20 protein-coding genes and 2 tRNA genes are annotated in these 17,758 nt (G+C 38.0%); 18 read left to right on the top strand and 4 right to left on the bottom strand.

The window, feature by feature from the left end; genetic code table 11:
- Positions 1–9: 9 nt before the first annotated feature.
- Positions 10–723 carry a YebC/PmpR family DNA-binding transcriptional regulator gene (locus B9T66_RS07220; RefSeq protein WP_095628304.1) on the bottom strand — a complete coding sequence of 238 codons (714 nt, stop codon included), beginning with the start codon at positions 721–723 and terminating at the stop codon, positions 10–12.
- 169 nt (positions 724–892) lie between these two features.
- On the opposite strand from B9T66_RS07220, the gene B9T66_RS07215 reads away from it, so the two are divergent.
- From B9T66_RS07215 to B9T66_RS07205, 3 genes are all read left to right on the top strand, one after another.
- Complete coding sequence (locus B9T66_RS07215) at positions 893–2,110, top strand: tetratricopeptide repeat protein (protein ID WP_095628303.1); 1,218 nt, start codon at positions 893–895, stop codon at positions 2,108–2,110.
- The gene (locus B9T66_RS07210; protein WP_180763368.1) at positions 2,097–3,284 is read left to right on the top strand and encodes a polysaccharide deacetylase family protein; all 1,188 of its coding nucleotides are present in this window, start codon (positions 2,097–2,099) and stop codon (positions 3,282–3,284) included. The genes B9T66_RS07215 and B9T66_RS07210 overlap by 14 nt, the downstream gene beginning before the upstream one ends.
- A gap of 125 nt (positions 3,285–3,409) precedes the next feature.
- Positions 3,410–3,847: a DUF3015 family protein gene (locus B9T66_RS07205; RefSeq protein ID WP_095628301.1), complete on the top strand. Its 438-nt coding sequence runs from the start codon at positions 3,410–3,412 to the stop codon at positions 3,845–3,847.
- Between the two features lie 144 nt (positions 3,848–3,991).
- Here the strand turns inward: B9T66_RS07205 and fur are convergent, their stop codons facing one another.
- Positions 3,992–4,447 carry a ferric iron uptake transcriptional regulator gene (gene fur / locus B9T66_RS07200; RefSeq protein WP_095628300.1) on the bottom strand — a complete coding sequence of 152 codons (456 nt, stop codon included), beginning with the start codon at positions 4,445–4,447 and terminating at the stop codon, positions 3,992–3,994.
- Positions 4,448–4,669: 222 nt separating this feature from the next.
- Here fur and B9T66_RS09340 point away from each other — a divergent pair, with 222 nt between their 5' ends.
- The 9 genes from B9T66_RS09340 to moaC all read left to right on the top strand — a co-directional run bounded on the left by B9T66_RS09340 (position 4,670) and on the right by moaC (position 12,824).
- Positions 4,670–5,986 carry a methyl-accepting chemotaxis protein gene (locus B9T66_RS09340; protein ID WP_095628299.1) on the top strand — a complete coding sequence of 439 codons (1,317 nt, stop codon included), beginning with the start codon at positions 4,670–4,672 and terminating at the stop codon, positions 5,984–5,986.
- Between the two features lie 17 nt (positions 5,987–6,003).
- Positions 6,004–8,046 (top strand): penicillin-binding protein 1A, encoded by a 2,043-nt coding sequence (locus B9T66_RS07190; RefSeq protein ID WP_257874652.1) that lies wholly within the window; start codon positions 6,004–6,006, stop codon positions 8,044–8,046.
- 65 nt (positions 8,047–8,111) lie between these two features.
- Positions 8,112–8,354 (top strand): cbb3-type cytochrome oxidase assembly protein CcoS, encoded by a 243-nt coding sequence (gene ccoS / locus B9T66_RS07185; protein ID WP_095628298.1) that lies wholly within the window; start codon positions 8,112–8,114, stop codon positions 8,352–8,354.
- A complete protein-coding gene (locus B9T66_RS07180) occupies positions 8,354–9,307 on the top strand; it encodes an NAD(P)-binding domain-containing protein (protein ID WP_095628297.1) in 954 nt (317 codons plus the stop codon). Before ccoS ends, B9T66_RS07180 begins: the two co-directional genes overlap by 1 nt.
- Before the next feature lie 12 nt (positions 9,308–9,319).
- Positions 9,320–10,078: an exodeoxyribonuclease III gene (locus B9T66_RS07175; RefSeq protein ID WP_095628296.1), complete on the top strand. Its 759-nt coding sequence runs from the start codon at positions 9,320–9,322 to the stop codon at positions 10,076–10,078.
- Positions 10,079–10,226: 148 nt separating this feature from the next.
- Positions 10,227–10,403 carry a hypothetical protein gene (locus B9T66_RS08885; protein WP_180763367.1) on the top strand — a complete coding sequence of 59 codons (177 nt, stop codon included), beginning with the start codon at positions 10,227–10,229 and terminating at the stop codon, positions 10,401–10,403.
- 8 nt (positions 10,404–10,411) lie between these two features.
- Positions 10,412–11,611 (top strand): HD domain-containing protein, encoded by a 1,200-nt coding sequence (locus B9T66_RS07170; RefSeq protein WP_180763366.1) that lies wholly within the window; start codon positions 10,412–10,414, stop codon positions 11,609–11,611.
- 10 nt (positions 11,612–11,621) lie between these two features.
- Positions 11,622–12,335 carry a carboxy-S-adenosyl-L-methionine synthase CmoA gene (gene cmoA / locus B9T66_RS07165; RefSeq protein WP_095628294.1) on the top strand — a complete coding sequence of 238 codons (714 nt, stop codon included), beginning with the start codon at positions 11,622–11,624 and terminating at the stop codon, positions 12,333–12,335.
- A 15-nt stretch (positions 12,336–12,350) separates the two neighbouring features.
- Positions 12,351–12,824: a cyclic pyranopterin monophosphate synthase MoaC gene (gene moaC / locus B9T66_RS07160; RefSeq protein WP_095628293.1), complete on the top strand. Its 474-nt coding sequence runs from the start codon at positions 12,351–12,353 to the stop codon at positions 12,822–12,824.
- On the opposite strand, the gene B9T66_RS07155 is transcribed toward moaC, so the two are convergent.
- On the bottom strand, positions 12,821–14,074 hold the full coding sequence (locus B9T66_RS07155; RefSeq protein ID WP_095628292.1) for an MFS transporter: 1,254 nt from the start codon (positions 14,072–14,074) through the stop codon (positions 12,821–12,823). The genes moaC and B9T66_RS07155 overlap by 4 nt on opposite strands.
- 179 nt (positions 14,075–14,253) lie before the next feature.
- Between B9T66_RS07155 and B9T66_RS07150 the strand changes: the two genes are divergently transcribed.
- The 6 genes from B9T66_RS07150 to B9T66_RS07125 all read left to right on the top strand — a co-directional run bounded on the left by B9T66_RS07150 (position 14,254) and on the right by B9T66_RS07125 (position 16,954).
- Complete coding sequence (locus B9T66_RS07150) at positions 14,254–15,099, top strand: fumarate hydratase (RefSeq protein ID WP_095628291.1); 846 nt, start codon at positions 14,254–14,256, stop codon at positions 15,097–15,099.
- A gap of 10 nt (positions 15,100–15,109) precedes the next feature.
- Positions 15,110–15,667, top strand: coding sequence for a Fe-S-containing hydro-lyase (locus B9T66_RS07145; RefSeq protein ID WP_095628290.1), 558 nt, complete (start codon positions 15,110–15,112; stop codon positions 15,665–15,667).
- A 26-nt stretch (positions 15,668–15,693) separates the two neighbouring features.
- Entirely contained in the window at positions 15,694–16,314 is a 621-nt protein-coding gene (locus tag B9T66_RS07140; RefSeq protein ID WP_095628289.1) for a bacteriohemerythrin, read from the top strand.
- A 103-nt stretch (positions 16,315–16,417) separates the two neighbouring features.
- Positions 16,418–16,735 carry a F0F1 ATP synthase subunit C gene (locus tag B9T66_RS07135; protein ID WP_095628288.1) on the top strand — a complete coding sequence of 106 codons (318 nt, stop codon included), beginning with the start codon at positions 16,418–16,420 and terminating at the stop codon, positions 16,733–16,735.
- Positions 16,736–16,764: 29 nt separating this feature from the next.
- Positions 16,765–16,849, top strand: a tRNA-Leu gene (locus B9T66_RS07130).
- An 18-nt stretch (positions 16,850–16,867) separates the two neighbouring features.
- Positions 16,868–16,954, top strand: a tRNA-Leu gene (locus B9T66_RS07125).
- A 20-nt stretch (positions 16,955–16,974) separates the two neighbouring features.
- Here the strand turns inward: B9T66_RS07125 and B9T66_RS07120 are convergent.
- Positions 16,975–17,758: glycosyltransferase family 10 domain-containing protein (locus B9T66_RS07120; RefSeq protein ID WP_257874651.1), on the bottom strand; the 784-nt coding region annotated here is incomplete at its 5' end.

Below are 17,758 nucleotides of genomic sequence, written 5' to 3'. Positions count from 1 at the left end.
CTTATCGTGCTATTGGATATTGGTATAAACCGCTTGCACATCATCATCTTCTTCTATCTTATCAAGCAATTTCTCTGCTTCAATAATTTGCTCTTCTGTAAGCGTAATAGGGCTTGTTGGGATTCTCTGCAAGGTGGCTTTTATAAGGGGAATTTCTAATTTTTCAAAACCCTCATTTAGTCTCCCAAAATCTTTATAATCCCCATATACAACAATCTCTCCTCCCTCATTCTCTTCAAGCTCCTCTAACCCATAATCAATAAGCTCTAACTCCAAATCTTGCACATTCATAGAATCTGGCTTAGCCAAAACAAAAATACTTTTGCGCGCAAACATAAATTCTAATGAACCATTTGGCACGATTTGACTACCCGGAGTTTTATTAAAATAGCTTTTAATATTTGCTATTGTGCGTGTGGGATTATCTGTTGTGCATTCGATAAAAATCAACACCCCATTAGCAGCTTTTCCCTCATAGGTGATTTCACTAAATTGTCCATCTTTGCCACTGGCGCGTTTGATTGCCGCATCAATATTATCCTTTGGCATATTTTGTGCCTTGGCATTGGCTATCGCAGTCCGCAATTTAGCATTCATCGCCGGATCACTGCCACCTTCTTTGGCAGCCACGGTGATTGCCTTGGCAAGTTTTGGAAAAATCTTACTCATTTTATCCCATCGTTTTTCCTTGGCTGCCCTACGATATTCAAACGCTCTTCCCATTGAAAATCCTTTTATTGCAAAATACTTCTAAGAAACGCGGCATTATAATAAACACCATGTTAGAAAAACCTAAAATTAAGCTTTAACTCGATATACTCAAATCGATGTTAGCGTCCAAAACTATATATTAGGACCAAAACTCAAAATCTTAAGCCTTAAGGATCTTGCGATGAAAAAATTACTAATGCTTATGGCGTTATGCACATATGTAGTGTTTGCTGATACAAGTGTCAGTGTGCTTGATGCAACAATCAAAGGTAAAACACTTAGTGATGTGGAAGTTACATTCCAAAAAAGTGGTGAATCTTCTATAAAAACCAAAACAAACTCTAGTGGTATCGCTACACTTCCTACACCATTTGGCAATGATAGTGCAGATGTTATGATGATTCTCAAAAAAGACGGATATGCGAGTATGGCGGTTAAATGCCCTTGTAATGGCTTTGTCTATGCGATGAGCCCTGTGCTTACAAATCTTGATAGTATTCGTGTGGTTTTACAATGGGCTGATGCACCAAAAGATATGGATTTACACGCATATTTCGGAGATAGCCACATTTATTTCAGTCATAAAAAAGGTAATGCGGCAAACTTAGATGTCGATGATACTGATGGATTTGGTCCAGAAACAATCACGATTAATAAACGCATAGATGGAAAAAAATATGTATTTTTTGTCCATAACTTTAGTTCTTGGGAAAAAGAGATCCGAGATAGCAAAGGAAAATATTCTTTACCACTTGATAAGCTAAAAAATGTCAAAGTCTATGTATATATAGGATCCTCACTTGTTCGCACTTACACAATGCCTGAAATTCCAAGTGGATTAGAAAATGCAAGAATATGGGTGCCTTTTTATATTGATGAGGAAGGCAAGATTATCGATAAAAATATCATTATCGATGATGGGGATCCGCAAGCTGGCAGCACTAATTTTAGCGCAGGATTAGAAGAAACTATCGCAAAGAATTTCAATCTTGATTACAAACGCGCTATTTCTCAAGCCGATAAACAACGCGCAAAAACACTCAATAACCAAGGTGAAAAAGCCTACCACGCAAAAGATTACCAAAAAGCCATAGATCTCTATATGGAATCTATTAGTCTTAATCCTTATGATGGACAAACATACTCAAACCTTGGTTTGGCGTATCAAAGGGCTGGTAACCTCGCTGAAGCAAATTGGGCAAATCGCAAAGCTATAGAACTTGCAAGTGGTGCAAACGCCAACACAATCAAGGCTAGCTCATATTATAATATCGCTAGAATCTATGAAGAAAAAGGCGAATACGAAAGTGCATTGCAAAATTTCAAAAATGCCCAAAACCACAAAAACAACAAAGTATATATTAATGCCATTAAGCGCATGGAAGATGCATTGCATTAAATCCAAAATGAAAGCTTTAGTATGTATTCTGTGGTGGGGAATATGGGGATTTGCACTAGGATATAGTGCCAATATAGAAGTAGCCAAAGCCGATAGAAGCACTTGGATATATCCGATAGATTCTGCGGCTAGTTTTGATTTTGCTTCCAAAATGGAGATGCTTGTGTTTGTGCAGCATTTCCAAGCTCTCCAAAATCTCGATGATACAGCACTCCAAGCATATATCAAAGCCAAAGTCCAAAACCCAAACTTGTCCTCTATGCGTATGTATCTATCTAGGACACAAGCCAAGATTCTTGCAAATTTTAGGACAATTGCACAAACACAAGCAACACAAAAGCTTCCTTATGATTTTCTTCCGAATCTAAAAACCACTATGCAATGGGAAGATGTATTGCGACTTAGTCAATACGCCACTCACAATCTTCCAGTGCAATTACAAGCATGGTATAAAAGCGCAAGTGCATTTTATACACAATATCTAGCTGAGCAACTTCGCCTAAGTGCGCTTTTTCCACGCATTACAAGCGAGATTTTACCCTTGCAAGATTCCCACCAAGATTGCACCGCGCCACAACATTGTGAGCAACAAGAGATTTTAGGTGATACACTGCAAGATAAGCATTTTATTCTTACCTTTGATGATGGTCCCACACCAAAAGGTGGCAATACCGACAAGCTTATCGCACTCCTTAAGACACTGCATATACAAGCAATGTTTTTTGTATTAGGCGAGAATCTACACAAAAGAAATGATGTAACACAACTCTACACAAATATGATAGTAGGCTATCACGGCGATATGCACATACCACACACTAAGCCAGAGGTTTATAAAAATGCTCCAATCCAAAGCCAAAATGTTGCTACACTAGGGAAAAAGCCTGCTAATACCTCGTGCTATTTTCGCCCACCTTATGGACAACGCGATACTCAATTGCTGCAAATGCTAAAAGATTCAGGGTGCAAGGTAGTGCTATGGAATATAGATTCGCAAGATTGGGGACACATCAACCCACAAGAAATGTATGATAGAATCTTTACCCTTAGTCTTTTATGGCGTAGCGGAATCATACTTTTTCACGATGTGCATACAAAATCTTATGAAATCTTGCCAAAATTTGTCAAAACACTGCAAATATGTGGCATACAATTTGATATTCCCGCTTTATAAGTAACAAATTCACAACTTGCCAAAAATCCTGTGTATTTTTGTGTTTGTTTAAGGTAACTTGAAATAAATTCAGCTATGATTAATTTGTAAGCATTTTGCTTAAATTACACAAAGGAGAGGTTACAATGAAAAAAGTTTTAGGAAGCTTAGTATTAGCTAGCGTATTGACAAGCAGTGCATTTGCGGCAGCAAACTCAAATGTTGGGTGTGGTTTGGGTTCTAAACTCATCGACAAACAAGGACTTATTTGGAATCTTTTCCAAATTACAACAAACAATTCCACTGGAACACAAACTTTTGGTATCACTTCAGGAACTTCTGGATGTAGCTGGCAAGGACTTGTAATGGATACAAGAGTGCAAGAATTTGTAGCATCAAATATGGATACACTTTCAAAAGAAATTGCACAAGGCAAAGGTGAATCTCTTGATACATTTGTAGAGCTTTTGCAAGTAGAAGACAAAGAAGCCTTTAAAGTAGCGCTTCAAGAAAACTACAACAAACTCTACGCAAACAAAGATGCGCAAATGGCAGATGTGCTAAGCAACGCTGCAACACTCTAAAAAATACTTTCTTGCATACAAAAGTATTTTGGGTGGATCCACCTCTTGGTGGATACCCCACTCACTCAATATTTTTAAATCTTTTTTACAAAAACTACACTTTTTTATAAGTTTTAGCTTTTATCTAGCAAATACTCTTTATATCTAGCTTTTTTGGCATTTAGCACATTTCACAAAAAGTCGCATATCATGACTAATGATTGTAGCACCAAATTCTTTGGCAATTTGGATTTGCAAGGCTTCAATTTGTGGATTCACAAACTCTATAATCTCGCCACAATCAAGACAAATGATGTGATCATGATGTTCTTTGGCGGCAATTTCATAGCGTCTCCCACTTTTATCAGCCTCTAGTGCTGTAATAAAACCACTTTTTTCCAAAAAGCTTAAGATTCTATAGACTGATGAAATACTCGCATTTTTATCCACCATACGAATTTTATTTGTGATTTCTTCAGGGCTTAGATGTGTGCCACTTTTATATAACACGATGAGAATCTCCTCGCGTTGTTTAGAATTTTTTAATCCATTGCGCTTAATCTCTGCACGCAACCGATCCAAAATCGACTCTAAAGTTTCTAAACGCTTGGTATCAATCATCGTCATACCCTTTTATCAAGATTTAATATATTTTGAGATTGTAACATAAATTATTGATAAAAACTATGATAAGTTTTAGGTTTTTAGACAAATTAAAATATAACTTTAATGGTGCTTCACACTCCAATCTTTCTGTAATTATTTCTATATTTTTGTCTCTTTTTCAGCGTTTTTATGGCATAATCCTAGTAGGTTTAAAATTTATTTAGGGGAGGAATGTCGATGTTTGGCACAAAAAAACAAGCAAATGATCACAATCAACTTGCAAAAGAGGTGCAAAGCCTCAAAGAGGAATTAGAGCACTACAAAGAAGCTTTAGGTTTCACACAAAAAGAAATTATTGTGGGTATCAAAAATGGTGAAGTTGTCTTCAAAAATCAGGCTGCTTCTAAGCTACAAAATTTTGATACATTTGCTGCACACTTACACCATGATCTAACAACATTGGCATTACCTATGGGAGAATTCACTATCGCAACTAAAAAAGTAGGTGATGTAATCTATTATTCTGCTATGGCTTTGGATTTGCGCAGTGATAAAAGTGGTGGTTTTGATTTATTTGATGTCTATAGTCATTCTATGTCAGCTGGTATTGTTGGCACACAATCTGCCCTACAAGAAGTATTAGAACAATCCGCGGAAGTGGTTTCACGATCCAATGAATCTGTGCAAAAAGCAGAAAATGGTCGCGAACTTAGTAGTGATGCATTAGAAAAAATTGAAGTGTTATATGAGAAAATGCAGGTTTCCACACAACTTGTAGATTCTCTAGCGCAAAGAAGCAACGAAATTACCAATGTTGTTTCACTCATTGATGATATAGCCGAACAAACAAACCTTTTGGCACTTAATGCCGCTATCGAAGCAGCGCGTGCTGGAGAACATGGAAGAGGGTTTGCGGTTGTTGCTGATGAAGTGCGAAAGCTTGCCGAAAAAACACAAAAAGCTACCAAAGAAATTGCTGTTGTCGTAAAATCTATGCAACAAGAAGCCAATGACATTCAAAGCGGAACAGAAGAAACAAATACCGCTACAAATGTTGTAAGGGATGTCATATCCGCACTTACTGATCTTATTAACCAACTAAAAACAAGTAACCTTATTAATAACCAAATTTCATCATCGTTAAGTTCTAGAATCTTCTGCACACTTGCAAAGCTTGACCATACGGTGTATAAGAATAACCTCTATGGATTCTTGTTTGGTATCAAAGATAGCTTCAATAAAGTAGATCACAAAAATTGTCGTCTAGGTAAATGGTATTATGAAGGGCGAGGAAAGCAATTATTTAGCCATACGCAAGGATACAAAAAACTTGATCCATTCCATGAAGAGGTGCATACACAAGCTATTTCATTGGTTAATTTAATTGAAGATCCTAATACAGCATGTGCAAAATCTTGCATACAAGAAAAAGTATCAGAAATGGAAAAAGGTAGCGATGGTGTAATGCGTTGTATAGATGAACTTTACACAGAGATTCATGATGAAACTCAAGCCAAAATAAGCGAGCTAGAGGGCTCATCCAAAGCACAATAAATTCTAAAAGACTATCAGTGTGGCGAGTAATACGATATAGCATAGGAGTTACATTTTTTGTAGCTCTTTTTGGTGTGGGCATATATCTTTATGGCGTATATACAGAAGTGCAAAGTGAAATAGAATCTGTCAAACGCCATAAAATGGATGTTACCACACAAATTTTTGATACAAAAGGTCGCTTAATAGCAAATCTTTTTAATGAACATTATCGCTTATATGCCAAGTTTGAAGAAATACCACCAAGAATTATCGAGATTCTCCTAGCTGTTGAAGACACATTATTTTTTGAGCATATGGGTATTAATCCAGATGCAATCTCTCGCGCCATTGTTAAAAATGTCAAAAACCTTAAATACTCCGAGGGCGGTAGCACACTCACGCAACAAGTTGTCAAAAACATAGCACTCTCACCCGAAAGAACACTCAAACGCAAAATAAAAGAAGCGATGTTTGCCATCATATTAGAACAAAATATGAGCAAAGAAGATATTTTGGAGATTTATCTAAACTATATCTTTTTGGGACATGGATATTATGGCGTAAGAACCGCTGCACTTGGGTATTTTCATAAGAATCTTAATGAACTCACACTCAAAGAAATGTGTATGCTTATGGGACTTCCAAAAGCCCCAGATACATACGATCCATCAAAAAACCTCCAACACTCATTAGGACGCGCAAACAACATTTTAGATAGACTAAAAGACATAGGGTGGATCACACAAGAAGAATATGAGGTAGCAATTGTGGAGATTCCATATGTGTATAATGACAAAAGCCTCACACAAAATGTCGCGCCTTATGCAGTCGATGAAGTCGTGCGCCAACTTAGTCCAATATACCCAGACCTAAAAACCGGCGGCTATAAGATTTATCTCACAATAGATTTAGACTATCAAAATATCGCACAAGAGGCATTACGATATGGCTATAATAACATCAATGAGCGCTTAGTGGAGCAATATCCAAGGACTTTTGTGCGCGAGGAGCTAGATTCTGAAGGACTTATCTATGCAAAACCAAAAGAATCAGAGGCAAATAAATATGGTGAGTTAAATGGGGCTATGGTTGTTACAGAATCCCAAAGTGGTAAAATTTTAGCGCTTGTGGGTGGTGTGGATTATAAAAAATCTGTGTTTAATCGCGCAACACAAGCCAAACGACAATTTGGCTCTAGTATCAAGCCCTTTATCTACCTTGTAGCCTTTGATAGGGGCTATTCTCCAGCGTGGCAAGTCATGGATGCACCAAGAAAATTTGGTAATACAAATGAAAATGTGCAAAGCAATCAAGAAGATGAAGAAGATGTGTGGAAACCAAAAAATGTGGGTGCATATGGTGGTCTCATCACCCTTCGTGAGGCATTGCGCAAATCTGCCAATCTCGCAACACTAAATCTAGTCCAGCAAGTAGGATTTGATATCATATATAGAGGCATCAAGGATTTTGAATTCCCATATGTCCCAAATGATATGTCAATTGTTTTAGGAAGTCTTAGTCTTTCTCCACTAGAAGCTGCGAAATTTTATTCTGTTTTTTCCAACTATGGCACGATGATAACGCCACGCTTGGTAGATTCTATTGTCAATGTGCAGGGCGAAACCTACACATTCCCTATTGCCACGCGTGAATACACACAACCTCAACAAGCGTTTTTGGTAACAGATATTTTGCGTGATGTCGTCAATCGCGGAACTGGGGTAAGAGCACGCGTCGCAAATCTAGAAATAGCAGGAAAGACAGGAACATCAAACCAAAATATTGATGGTTGGTTTTGTGGCTATTCTCCAAGCATACAAACTATCATATGGTATGGACGAGACAATAACACGCCAATAGGTCCTGTAGAGACAGGTGGTATCGTTGCCGCACCTGTGAATGCATATTTTTTCAACAAACTCCTAAAAATCGAACCTGGTCTCAAAAGACGCTTTGATGTGCCAAATGGCATTATGAAAAAAACCTTTGCAGATGGAGAATATCTCTATACTAACATTTCCAAACTTCCACCAACAACCCCATCTGTAACAAATGTCGAGGAAGATTTACTTTTTTAGCGAGGGGTGATGGCTTTATTAATTACATTTTGGCACAATATACACTTGTATCTAAGGATTAGATTTTGAATGTCGAGATTATAGCTTTCATGCTTGGTATTTCTCTTGTATTGGGATTTTTTGGTCTTCTTGGATTCTTGTGGGGACTAAAAAATGGACAATTCGATGATGAAAACAAAATGATGGAAGGTGTGCTTTTTGACACTCCTGAAGATTTGAATAAAATCGCAAACCAACACCAAAAACATGATTTTTTACAAGAGCTAGATTCTCAAATCACACAATCCCAAAACAAAAAGGAGTCATGATGGCTGAAATATATGATGTAGCAATTATCGGTGGTGGTCCCGGTGGTATAGGGGCTGCTGTGGAAAATGTAGCGCTAGGCATTACAAATGTCGCAGTGTTTGAAAAAAGTGAGCAACATAGCGCAACTATCCGACAATTCTATAAAGATGGTAAGCGCGTAGATAAGGACTACAAAGGGCAAATTGTTGATCTCAAAGGGAGCATACCTTTTGTAGATGGGAACAAAGAAAGCACACTAGAACTTTTTGATAAACTCCTAGAAAACCACAAGATTCACTACAAAACCGATATAGAATCTATTCAAAAAGTAGGTGATATATTTGAGATTCATAGTAGTGGTGGGCAAAGCTTTAAGGCAAAATTTGTTGTCATAGCTATTGGTAAAATGGGGCAACCAAACAAACCAAGCTATCCAATTCCACCAACAATTAGAAAAAAAGTGCAATTCAATGCCAACAATATCCAAAGCGATGAAAAAGTATTGGTCGTAGGTGGTGGTAACTCGGCAGTAGAATACGCTACCTTGCTATGCAAAGACAATGACACGACACTTAATTATCGTCGCACAGAATTTAGTCGTATCAATGAAGTCAATGCTAAACAGCTCCAAGATTCTATCCAAAGTGGAAAGCTAAAAACGCGTCTAGGTGTGGATATACAAGGGTTAGAAGATGATGAGGGCAAAGTAAAAGTTAATTTCACAGATAATCAAAGTGAAACCTTTGACAGAGTTGTCTATGCGATAGGCGGTGCTGCGCCTATAGATTTTCTAAAAAAATGCCAATTAGCACTTGATGAAAATGGCACACCGATTTCAAATGAAAAACTAGAAAGCTCTATAGAAAATGTATTTTTAGCAGGGGACATCGCACTAAAAAGCGGTGGATCAATCGCTGCTGGATTAAATCACGGATATGAAATCGCGTGTGAAATCAAAAAACGCCTTGGTTAAAGGATAAATGTTTTGAGACTTATTTCGTGGAATGTCAATGGGCTTAGAGCCTGTATGAATAAGGGCTTTATGGATTTTTTTGAAGCGGTTAATGCTGATGTATTTTGTATCCAAGAATCCAAAATGCAGCGCGAACAAGCCACCTTTGATTTTCCTAATTATGAAGAATATTGGAATAGCGCTGAAAAAAAGGGGTATTCTGGAGTAGCAATTTTTAGCAAAACCAAACCCTTAAGTGTCGCGTATGATATGGGTATAGCACACCACGACAAAGAAGGGCGCATTATTTGTGCAGAATACAAGGATTTTTATCTTGTCAATGTCTATACGCCAAATTCTAAACGCGAACTAGAGAGATTGTCATATCGTATGGAATGGGAAGATGATTTTCGCGCCTATCTCAAAAATCTCGAAAAAACAAAACCTGTGATTGTGTGCGGAGATCTCAATGTCGCTCACCAAGAAATTGATCTCAAAAATCCAAAAACAAACCGCAGGAATGCCGGTTTTACTGATGAAGAGCGTGAAAAAATGACACAGCTTTTAGATTCTGGATTCACTGATACATTTAGACATTTTTATCCCACACTAGAGGGAGCGTATAGCTGGTGGAGTTATATGGGCAAAGCGCGAGAGAATAACACAGGGTGGCGGATTGATTATTTTCTCTGTTCTAAGGCTTTAGATTCAAAACTCTTAAATGCTAAGATTTATCCTGAAGTTTTTGGTAGCGATCATTGCCCTGTAGGCTTAGAGATAGATTTGCAGTAGCAAAAATCTACTCTATAATAAAGCCACTCCTACAACAATCTTAACGTGTATTAAGAATCTTTGCCTGATGCTTTGGGTTATCATAATGGCATAAAAAATGCTTTATTGTAATTTGTAGAGATAATTTTTATTTTTCTAAGGAGTATGCATGCGAATTTTTGCACATCTTATGGGAATGATGATGGTAAGTCTTATATGTTTTAGTGCTTGTTCACACAAAAAGCCTGTAGGTTCATACCAAGCTATAGAATGCCAAACGATTTGTCAAAATGGACAATGCACACAACAATGTGTAGGTGCTAGTGGCGATTATTACAAAAAATAGAGAATCTTATGCCAAAAATTCCACGCCTTAGCAACACACTTTTACGCAAGATTTTTGTAGCTGCATCTATTCGGCGTTGGAATGACCAAGCCACACCTGTGGAGTTTGTCGAGCTAGATAAACAAGCACATAAGTTTGTTATCGCTTATCTTTTGGCGCGATATGAGGAGCATATCCGAAAGATTAAAATTAATTGGGAGCAATTAATCCTACAATTTTGCTATGAATTTTTTGAGCGTATCGTGCTAACTGACATTAAGCCTCCCGTATTTCACCAATTGGCAAAAACACATAATCAAGAACTTGTGCATTTTGTGATGCAAAACCTACAAACCGATCTTGAGGCGTATGAGTTTTTCCCACAAATGGAGACATATCTCACTTCACATACTTCCAATATCGAAAAAGAGATTCTCAAAGCTTCGCATTATTACGCATCAAAATGGGAGTTTGACATTATTTATCATTTTAATGCCAATATGTATGATGTGCAAAATATCAAAAATACTATCGACAAGCAAGTGGAGGAACATTATCATCTTGCGGGTATGCAACAAATTGTGCTTTATGAAGATGTGCGTGAGCTTATCACAATGTTTGGACAACTTAGATTCCAAAAACGCTGGAGCCAAACACCAAGAATCCCCGCAACTTCTGTATTAGGACACACGCTCATAGTCGCCATAAGCGCGTATTTATTGAGCCTTGATTTGGGATGTTGTAAGCAAATGCGCATTAATCATTTTTTATGTGGTTTGTTTCACGATTTACCTGAGATTCTCACGCGAGATATTATCTCACCTATCAAGCACACGGTAAAAGGTTTAGATGAATTTATCAAAAATATCGAGCGACAAGCAGTAAATGACAAGATTCTATGTAAAGTCCCGCCAAACATTCGTGATGATATCGAATATTTTACACAAGATGAATTCAATAACCGCTATAAGATTGAGCACTTTAGATACGATATGCAAAATGGCGCAGATTTTTTTGCGCAATTTAATGAAGATAAATTTGATCCCATATATGGAGAGTTTCTCAAAGTATGCGACAATCTTAGTGCATTTTTAGAAGCCAAGATCTCCATTGCACATGGCGTATCTAGCCAAGATCTCATCGAGGGAGCACAGGGCATATTCCAAAAATGCGCTGATAAAGAAATCGCAAACGTCGATTTGGGTGCGATTTTTAGAAACTTTGCCTAAAGAAGCATATATGCAAAAAAAAGATACGCTTTTTGGAGAATCCACGCAAGGGGTGCAAAAAAAATTTGAATTTGATACGCAAGTAGCGAGTGTCTTTGATGATATGTTAGAGCGCTCTATTCCATTTTATCGAGAAAGCCTTGCGTTATGTATAGATTTTTTGAAATACAACGCCAAAGATGGAGTAATCTATGATCTTGGTTGCTCCACAGGCAATCTCCTCTTAAACCTTGAACCACACACAAATGCCACATTAATAGGGCTTGATACCTCTAAAGCAATGATAGAACACGCTACACTCAAAGCAAAAGCTTACAACGCCTCCATATCTTTTAAAGTCGCTGACTGCACACAAGAGGATTTTTGTGAATCTAGTGCTTTTGTGAGCAATTACACATTGCAATTTATTCGCCCACCACAAAGACTAGGATTAGTGCGTAAAATATATCAATCCCTTAGGGAAAATGGCATTTTTATTATGAGTGAAAAAATGACAACTACAGATCCCCTGCTTGATAGCCAAATGATAGAATACTACCATAGTTATAAACACAATAATGGCTACTCTAAAACCCAAATCGCACGCAAACGAGAGGCACTAGAAAATGTGCTAATCCCCTACACACTCCAAGAAAACCTACATTTACTCCAAGAAGCTGGATTTAAACATACCGAAGTACTCTTTAAATGGGTAAATTTCGGTATGCTCATCGCACGCAAATAACACCAAAGGATTATCATGAATCTCACACACCTTAATCACAACAACAATCCTACGATGGTTGATGTAAGCACCAAAGATAGCACATCTAGGGAAGCACTTGCTAGCGGTAAAATCACAATGAGTAAGGCTGCATTTTTGGCAGTGATAGAAAATACCAACAAAAAAGGACCAGTTATCCAAACAGCAGTGATTGCAGCTATTATGGCGGCTAAAAATACAAGCCAAATCATTCCAATGTGCCACCCACTTTTTATAAGCAAAGTCAATGTAGATATTATTCCATTAGAAGAAGAATGTGCCTTTAGAGTAGAATCTCTTGTCAAATGTGAGGGCAAAACAGGTGTAGAAATGGAAGCCTTACATAGCGTAAGTGTAGGATTGCTCACTATCTATGATATGCTCAAAGCTATTGATAAAAGTATGGTAATAAGTGATATTTGTTTAGAATCTAAAAGCGGAGGGAAAAGTGGGGATTATAAACGCGCTTAGCATGGTTTATGCACCCTTCCAATCACCATCGCCAAAATCCCCAAAAACACCATATAATACCCAATCATCAAGAGATGATTGCTCCCACTTGCCCAGCCAAAAAATATCGGTGTCAATCCACCAAACACTGCATATGAAATATTATAGGCAAAAGAAAGTCCACTATATCGTATAGGTGCAGGAAAACTTCGCACCATAATAATGGGCGTAAATACGCTCAATCCACCACAAAATGCCATAGCACAATACATCACAAGCACAAATTCTAAAGAAGCCCTTGTCTCTAAGAGCCAATAAAAGCACAACGCAAAAATACATAACCCCATACCAAACACAAAGCTTGCTTTTTTGACACCAACTCTATCATGCAAGATTCCAGCCAAGATAGCGCCAAATGCGATACAACAAATTATCAGCATTTGGTATAAAACTCTATCAATGGCACAAACCTCCAAAACTTGCGTGAGAAGCTTTGGAGAGAGTAACACGATAATAACCACGCAACCTGTGAGAATCCAAGTGCTAAGAAAAGAATATGCCACGCCTTGCTTAAAAGATTGCAACACAGATGCAATGGGAAATTTCTGTGTTTGTTGCATAGCTATAATTTCTTTAAACACTGGGGTTTCGTTTAGAAACTTTCGTAAAAAAATAGCAATAATCCCAAAAAGTCCTCCAAGGATAAAAGGCACACGCCAAGCATAAGTGGCAATCTCTGCTTGAGTAAATATAAGATTCACACCAAGTGTTACCACACTTCCCAACAAAATCCCACCAATCACAGCACTTGTAAAAACGCCCATATACAAACCTAAGGTTTTGTCATCGCTATGCTCACACACAAAAACCCAAGCCCCCGGAAGCTCACCACCTATGGCAATACCTTGCAAGATTCTAATAAGCACAAGCATAATTGGTGCAGCATAGCCAATGCTTTCAAAAGTAGGCATAAATCCTAGTGTAAAAGTAGGGATTACCATAAGCAAGATCGAGAGCATAAACATCTTTTTGCGCCCACTTTTATCGCCAAAATGTGCCATAATAATCCCGCCCAATGGTCTTGCAAAATATCCTGCTGCAAAAGCTCCATAGGTATTCATATGCGCCCAAAATGGATTAAGTGTGCTAGGAAAAAATACACTAGAGATAATCTCTGTAAAAAATACAAAAATAATAAAATCATAAAACTCTAGCATACCACCAAGCGAACTTAAACCCAAAACCTTAATTTCTGACTTCTGCAAACGCATATATAAACCTTAGAAAATTTTGCAGACATTGTAACATTATTCTTTATATTTTATTACCAAACACAACACATACAATATTACATAACGCGACATACAATTCTTTATAAATTTTTAAGATTTGTTTTTGCTATCTTTGGTTAGAATGAAATCGCACTAGGAATCAAAACAAGGAGAAAGCCATGAGAGAGATTCAATATCAAGATATAGTAGAAGCAGTTGCAAAGCTTGCGATTGAGGCTTGTTGTGTGCAAACAAATGATATAAAAGAAGCATTTGCAAAAGCACAAAATATCGAGCAATCACCACTTGGAAAAAACATCATCAATACATTGATAGAAAATGGCAAAATTGCACAAACAAACATGATGCCTATCTGTCAGGATACCGGAATGCTTGTGGTGTTTGTTAATGTCGGTCAAGATGCACATATCGTGGGCGGATATATCGAAGATGCTATCAATGAAGGCGTAAAAAAAGGCTATACTGAGGGATATCTACGCAAATCCGTCGTAGCAGAGCCACTTTTTGAGCGTAAAAATACGACAAACAATGCTCCTGCAGTTATTCATACAAGAATTGTGCCGGGTGATAAGGTGCATATCCAAGTTGCACCAAAGGGATTTGGTAGTGAAAACAAAAGTATTCTAAAAATGCTTGTCCCCGCTGATGGAATCCAAGGTGTCAAAAATGTATTCTTAGAAGCTGTTAAACTCGCTGGTCCCAATGCATGTCCTCCTATGGTAATAGGTGTAGGTATAGGTGGGACAATGGAAAAAGCAGCACTCTTGGCAAAAAAGGCGGCGGTGCGTGAGGTAGATTCTAAAAACCCCGATGAACGATACGCTAAACTTGAAGAAGAACTTTTAGAAATGGCAAATGCCACAGGTGTGGGACCACAAGGACTAGGAGGCACAACCACTGCCTTTAAAGTCAATGTTGAATGGTATCCTACACATATCGCTGGCTTACCTGTAGCAATTAATATCAATTGCCATGCCGCTAGACACGCAGATATCGAACTATAAGGAGGAAACTATGAGCGACATCAAAAAAATCACGGCTCCTTTTAGCAAAGAAGTAGGCAAAAGCCTAAAAGCTGGAGAATCTGTGCTTATTTCTGGAACGATTTTGGTTGCTAGAGACGCCGCACACAAAGCCTTAACAGAAGCTTTAGCGCGAGGCGAAAAACTTCCAGTAGAATTAGCAGGAGAGACGATTTATTATCTAGGACCTAGCCCTGCTAAACCCGGTAATGCAATAGGTTCGGCAGGTCCCACAACAAGTGGCAGAATGGATAAATATACGCCTACAATTATTGCCCAAGGTATTAGTGGTATGATTGGCAAAGGCTACCGCTCAAAAGAGGTGATAGATTCTATGGTAGCAAATGGTGTGGTATATATGGTGGCAGTTGGAGGAGCTGCTGCTCTTATTTCAAAAACAATCAAAAAATATGAAGTATTGGCGTATCCTGAACTTGGTCCAGAAGCAGTGGCACGCATTACTATCGAAGATTTTCCTGCTATCGTAGCCATCGATACACAGGGAAATAATTTTTATGAAATGGGACAAAAACCTTATAGAAAAATCTAGTTTTCAAGCTGAGGGGTAGAAAACATATGTTGCCAGCGTGGAGCAATGAATATTCGGTGCATAATGAGACTATTGATGCCGAACATCGCAAACTCTTTGAGTTAGCACACCGAGTTGAGGCAGCAGCAAACAAAGCGGCTAATCGCTCGGAGCTTAAAGATATTTTGGCAGAGTTTTTTAATTATATGCGTGTGCATTTTGCGCATGAAGAAGAATATATGAAAAGCATCGGATATCCAGAACTCTCCAATCACAAGGAGATTCACAAGGAATTCACGCGCAATGTGGCAAGTCTTGTTAAAAATTCACACTCTATAAATGACCTCAAAGAAAGTTTGCTCATCATTGCTAGAGATTGGCTCATAGGGCATATTATGCAAGAAGATAAACGCATTGAGGAATGGAATGCAGTCCAAATTGCCAACAATACAAAAGCAGTGCTTGATAAACAAACTAACCCCTCTTGCTCACTCGACCAAAAACCCTTAAGCTGCAAACTAGAAGATAAACCTGCTGTATATGTGTATCAATGCCACTGCAAGATACACAAAGTTTCAGAATCCACACACAACAAAATCAACAAAATAGACGCAAATGTTGTCTGCAAAGAATGCAAATATCCGCTACAATTTTTGCGCCAAGAGTGAAATTTAAACTAGCTTTTATCAAAACATAGCTAGAATGCTGCTTCCAAAGATTTAGTAGGGGAGAGATCCGAAAAACTTTGTATTTTATAGTAAGGAGATCAAGATGAAAATCTTTCTTGTTTTGTCTTTAGGTATGCTTGGCTTAGCATTTGGAGCTGAAGTAAGTGGTCTAGATATGATTCGTATGTATTCTGTTCTTGGTGCAGTTGTTGGTGTGGGTATTGCAGCACTTGGTGGTGCTATCGGTATGGGACATGCAGCAGCAGCAACTATCTCTGGAACTGCTAGAAATCCTGGTATTAGTGGTAAATTGCTTGGAACAATGTTTATTGCATTGGCGCTTATCGAAGCACAAGTTATCTATACATTGGTCCTAGCTATTATTGCTCTTTATAGCAATCCTTTCTTGCCTAATTCTTAATATTTATCTCCGCATCTTGCGGAGATTATGCGCTGGTGGTGGAATTGGTAGACACACCATCTTGAGGGGGTGGCGGGGCGACCCGTGCGAGTTCAAATCTCGCTCAGCGCACCATTTCTTTTTTATATATAAGCCGGGGTGGTGAAATTGGTAGACGCGCTAGACTCAAAATCTAGTAGGGGCAACCCTGTGTCGGTTCGATTCCGACCCTCGGCACCACTTTTTATATATTTTCTCTATTACACATTCTCTTTAGATTTTGACACAAAGTATCTCTTACATTTTTGAATTGCCTTAGAAATTTCTCTGTGAGCTCCCATTTTTATTGCCCTAAGTGGATCGCTACCTTTAATCAACATTCTATTATGTCGCTTCATGTGCACACCATCACCTCTACGCAATGCCGCTTTTGCTCCTTGAGATACTATAGAATCTAAAAATACTTCAAGTTTTGTCTTGTAATATGTATAAGGATCAAAATCTCCTACAAAGATAGGTTGAAAATACATCTCTTGATACCTCTTAGGATCACTATCTATACGTATGACTTCTTGTGCGAGATCTTGGAAGGTAGCAAAATTATGTGCATTAACAAAAGCCTTTGGATTGATAGTATATTCACGCAAATGTGGTGAGATATGCGCAATAGTTGCTTGTATTGTTTCAGATGATGTAGTGCTGCAACCACTAGATTCACGCACTACATTTTCACACAAACTTGTATCACCCCAATATATAGGGATACACCCAGCAGCATAAGCATCAAAAAGTTTTTCAGTCAAATACCCTGGATAACTTGAGTTTTCAAAACAAATATGAAATCTATAATTCCTAAGCCATTTGAGCTTAGAATCTCTAAAATTTGCATAGCGATCGCCTATGGGTCCACCAATATTATTTTTCCATCTCCCACCAGAATCTACGCGCTTATAAGCATTCAAAATTTCAAAAAAGTCATCTCTAATCTTTGTGTGTTCGCCACCACCATTTGTCGCCATAAAGGCACAAAACTTTTGGCGATCT

The organism is Helicobacter sp. TUL (assembly GCF_002287135.1).
GTDB lineage: Bacteria > Campylobacterota > Campylobacteria > Campylobacterales > Helicobacteraceae > Helicobacter_F.
The sequence above is the reverse complement of the archived record's forward strand: the minus strand, read 5'-3'. Positions and strand labels throughout refer to the sequence as shown.

Bases quoted from the DNA above. Each gene is read 5' to 3' on its own strand.
- B9T66_RS07220 (WP_095628304.1), bottom strand. From the start codon at position 723: ATGGGAAGAGCGTTTGAATATCGTAGGGCAGCCAAGGAAAAACGATGG.
- B9T66_RS07215 (WP_095628303.1), top strand. From the start codon at position 893: ATGAAAAAATTACTAATGCTTATGGCGTTATGCACATATGTAGTGTTT.
- B9T66_RS07210 (WP_180763368.1), top strand. From the start codon at position 2,097: ATGCATTGCATTAAATCCAAAATGAAAGCTTTAGTATGTATTCTGTGG.
- B9T66_RS07205 (WP_095628301.1), top strand. From the start codon at position 3,410: ATGAAAAAAGTTTTAGGAAGCTTAGTATTAGCTAGCGTATTGACAAGC.
- fur (WP_095628300.1), bottom strand. From the start codon at position 4,447: ATGATTGATACCAAGCGTTTAGAAACTTTAGAGTCGATTTTGGATCGG.
- B9T66_RS09340 (WP_095628299.1), top strand. From the start codon at position 4,670: ATGTTTGGCACAAAAAAACAAGCAAATGATCACAATCAACTTGCAAAA.
- B9T66_RS07180 (WP_095628297.1), top strand. From the start codon at position 8,354: ATGGCTGAAATATATGATGTAGCAATTATCGGTGGTGGTCCCGGTGGT.
- B9T66_RS08885 (WP_180763367.1), top strand. From the start codon at position 10,227: ATGCGAATTTTTGCACATCTTATGGGAATGATGATGGTAAGTCTTATA.
- B9T66_RS07170 (WP_180763366.1), top strand. From the start codon at position 10,412: ATGCCAAAAATTCCACGCCTTAGCAACACACTTTTACGCAAGATTTTT.
- cmoA (WP_095628294.1), top strand. From the start codon at position 11,622: ATGCAAAAAAAAGATACGCTTTTTGGAGAATCCACGCAAGGGGTGCAA.
- moaC (WP_095628293.1), top strand. From the start codon at position 12,351: ATGAATCTCACACACCTTAATCACAACAACAATCCTACGATGGTTGAT.
- B9T66_RS07155 (WP_095628292.1), bottom strand. From the start codon at position 14,074: ATGCGTTTGCAGAAGTCAGAAATTAAGGTTTTGGGTTTAAGTTCGCTT.
- B9T66_RS07150 (WP_095628291.1), top strand. From the start codon at position 14,254: ATGAGAGAGATTCAATATCAAGATATAGTAGAAGCAGTTGCAAAGCTT.
- B9T66_RS07145 (WP_095628290.1), top strand. From the start codon at position 15,110: ATGAGCGACATCAAAAAAATCACGGCTCCTTTTAGCAAAGAAGTAGGC.
- B9T66_RS07140 (WP_095628289.1), top strand. From the start codon at position 15,694: ATGTTGCCAGCGTGGAGCAATGAATATTCGGTGCATAATGAGACTATT.
- B9T66_RS07135 (WP_095628288.1), top strand. From the start codon at position 16,418: ATGAAAATCTTTCTTGTTTTGTCTTTAGGTATGCTTGGCTTAGCATTT.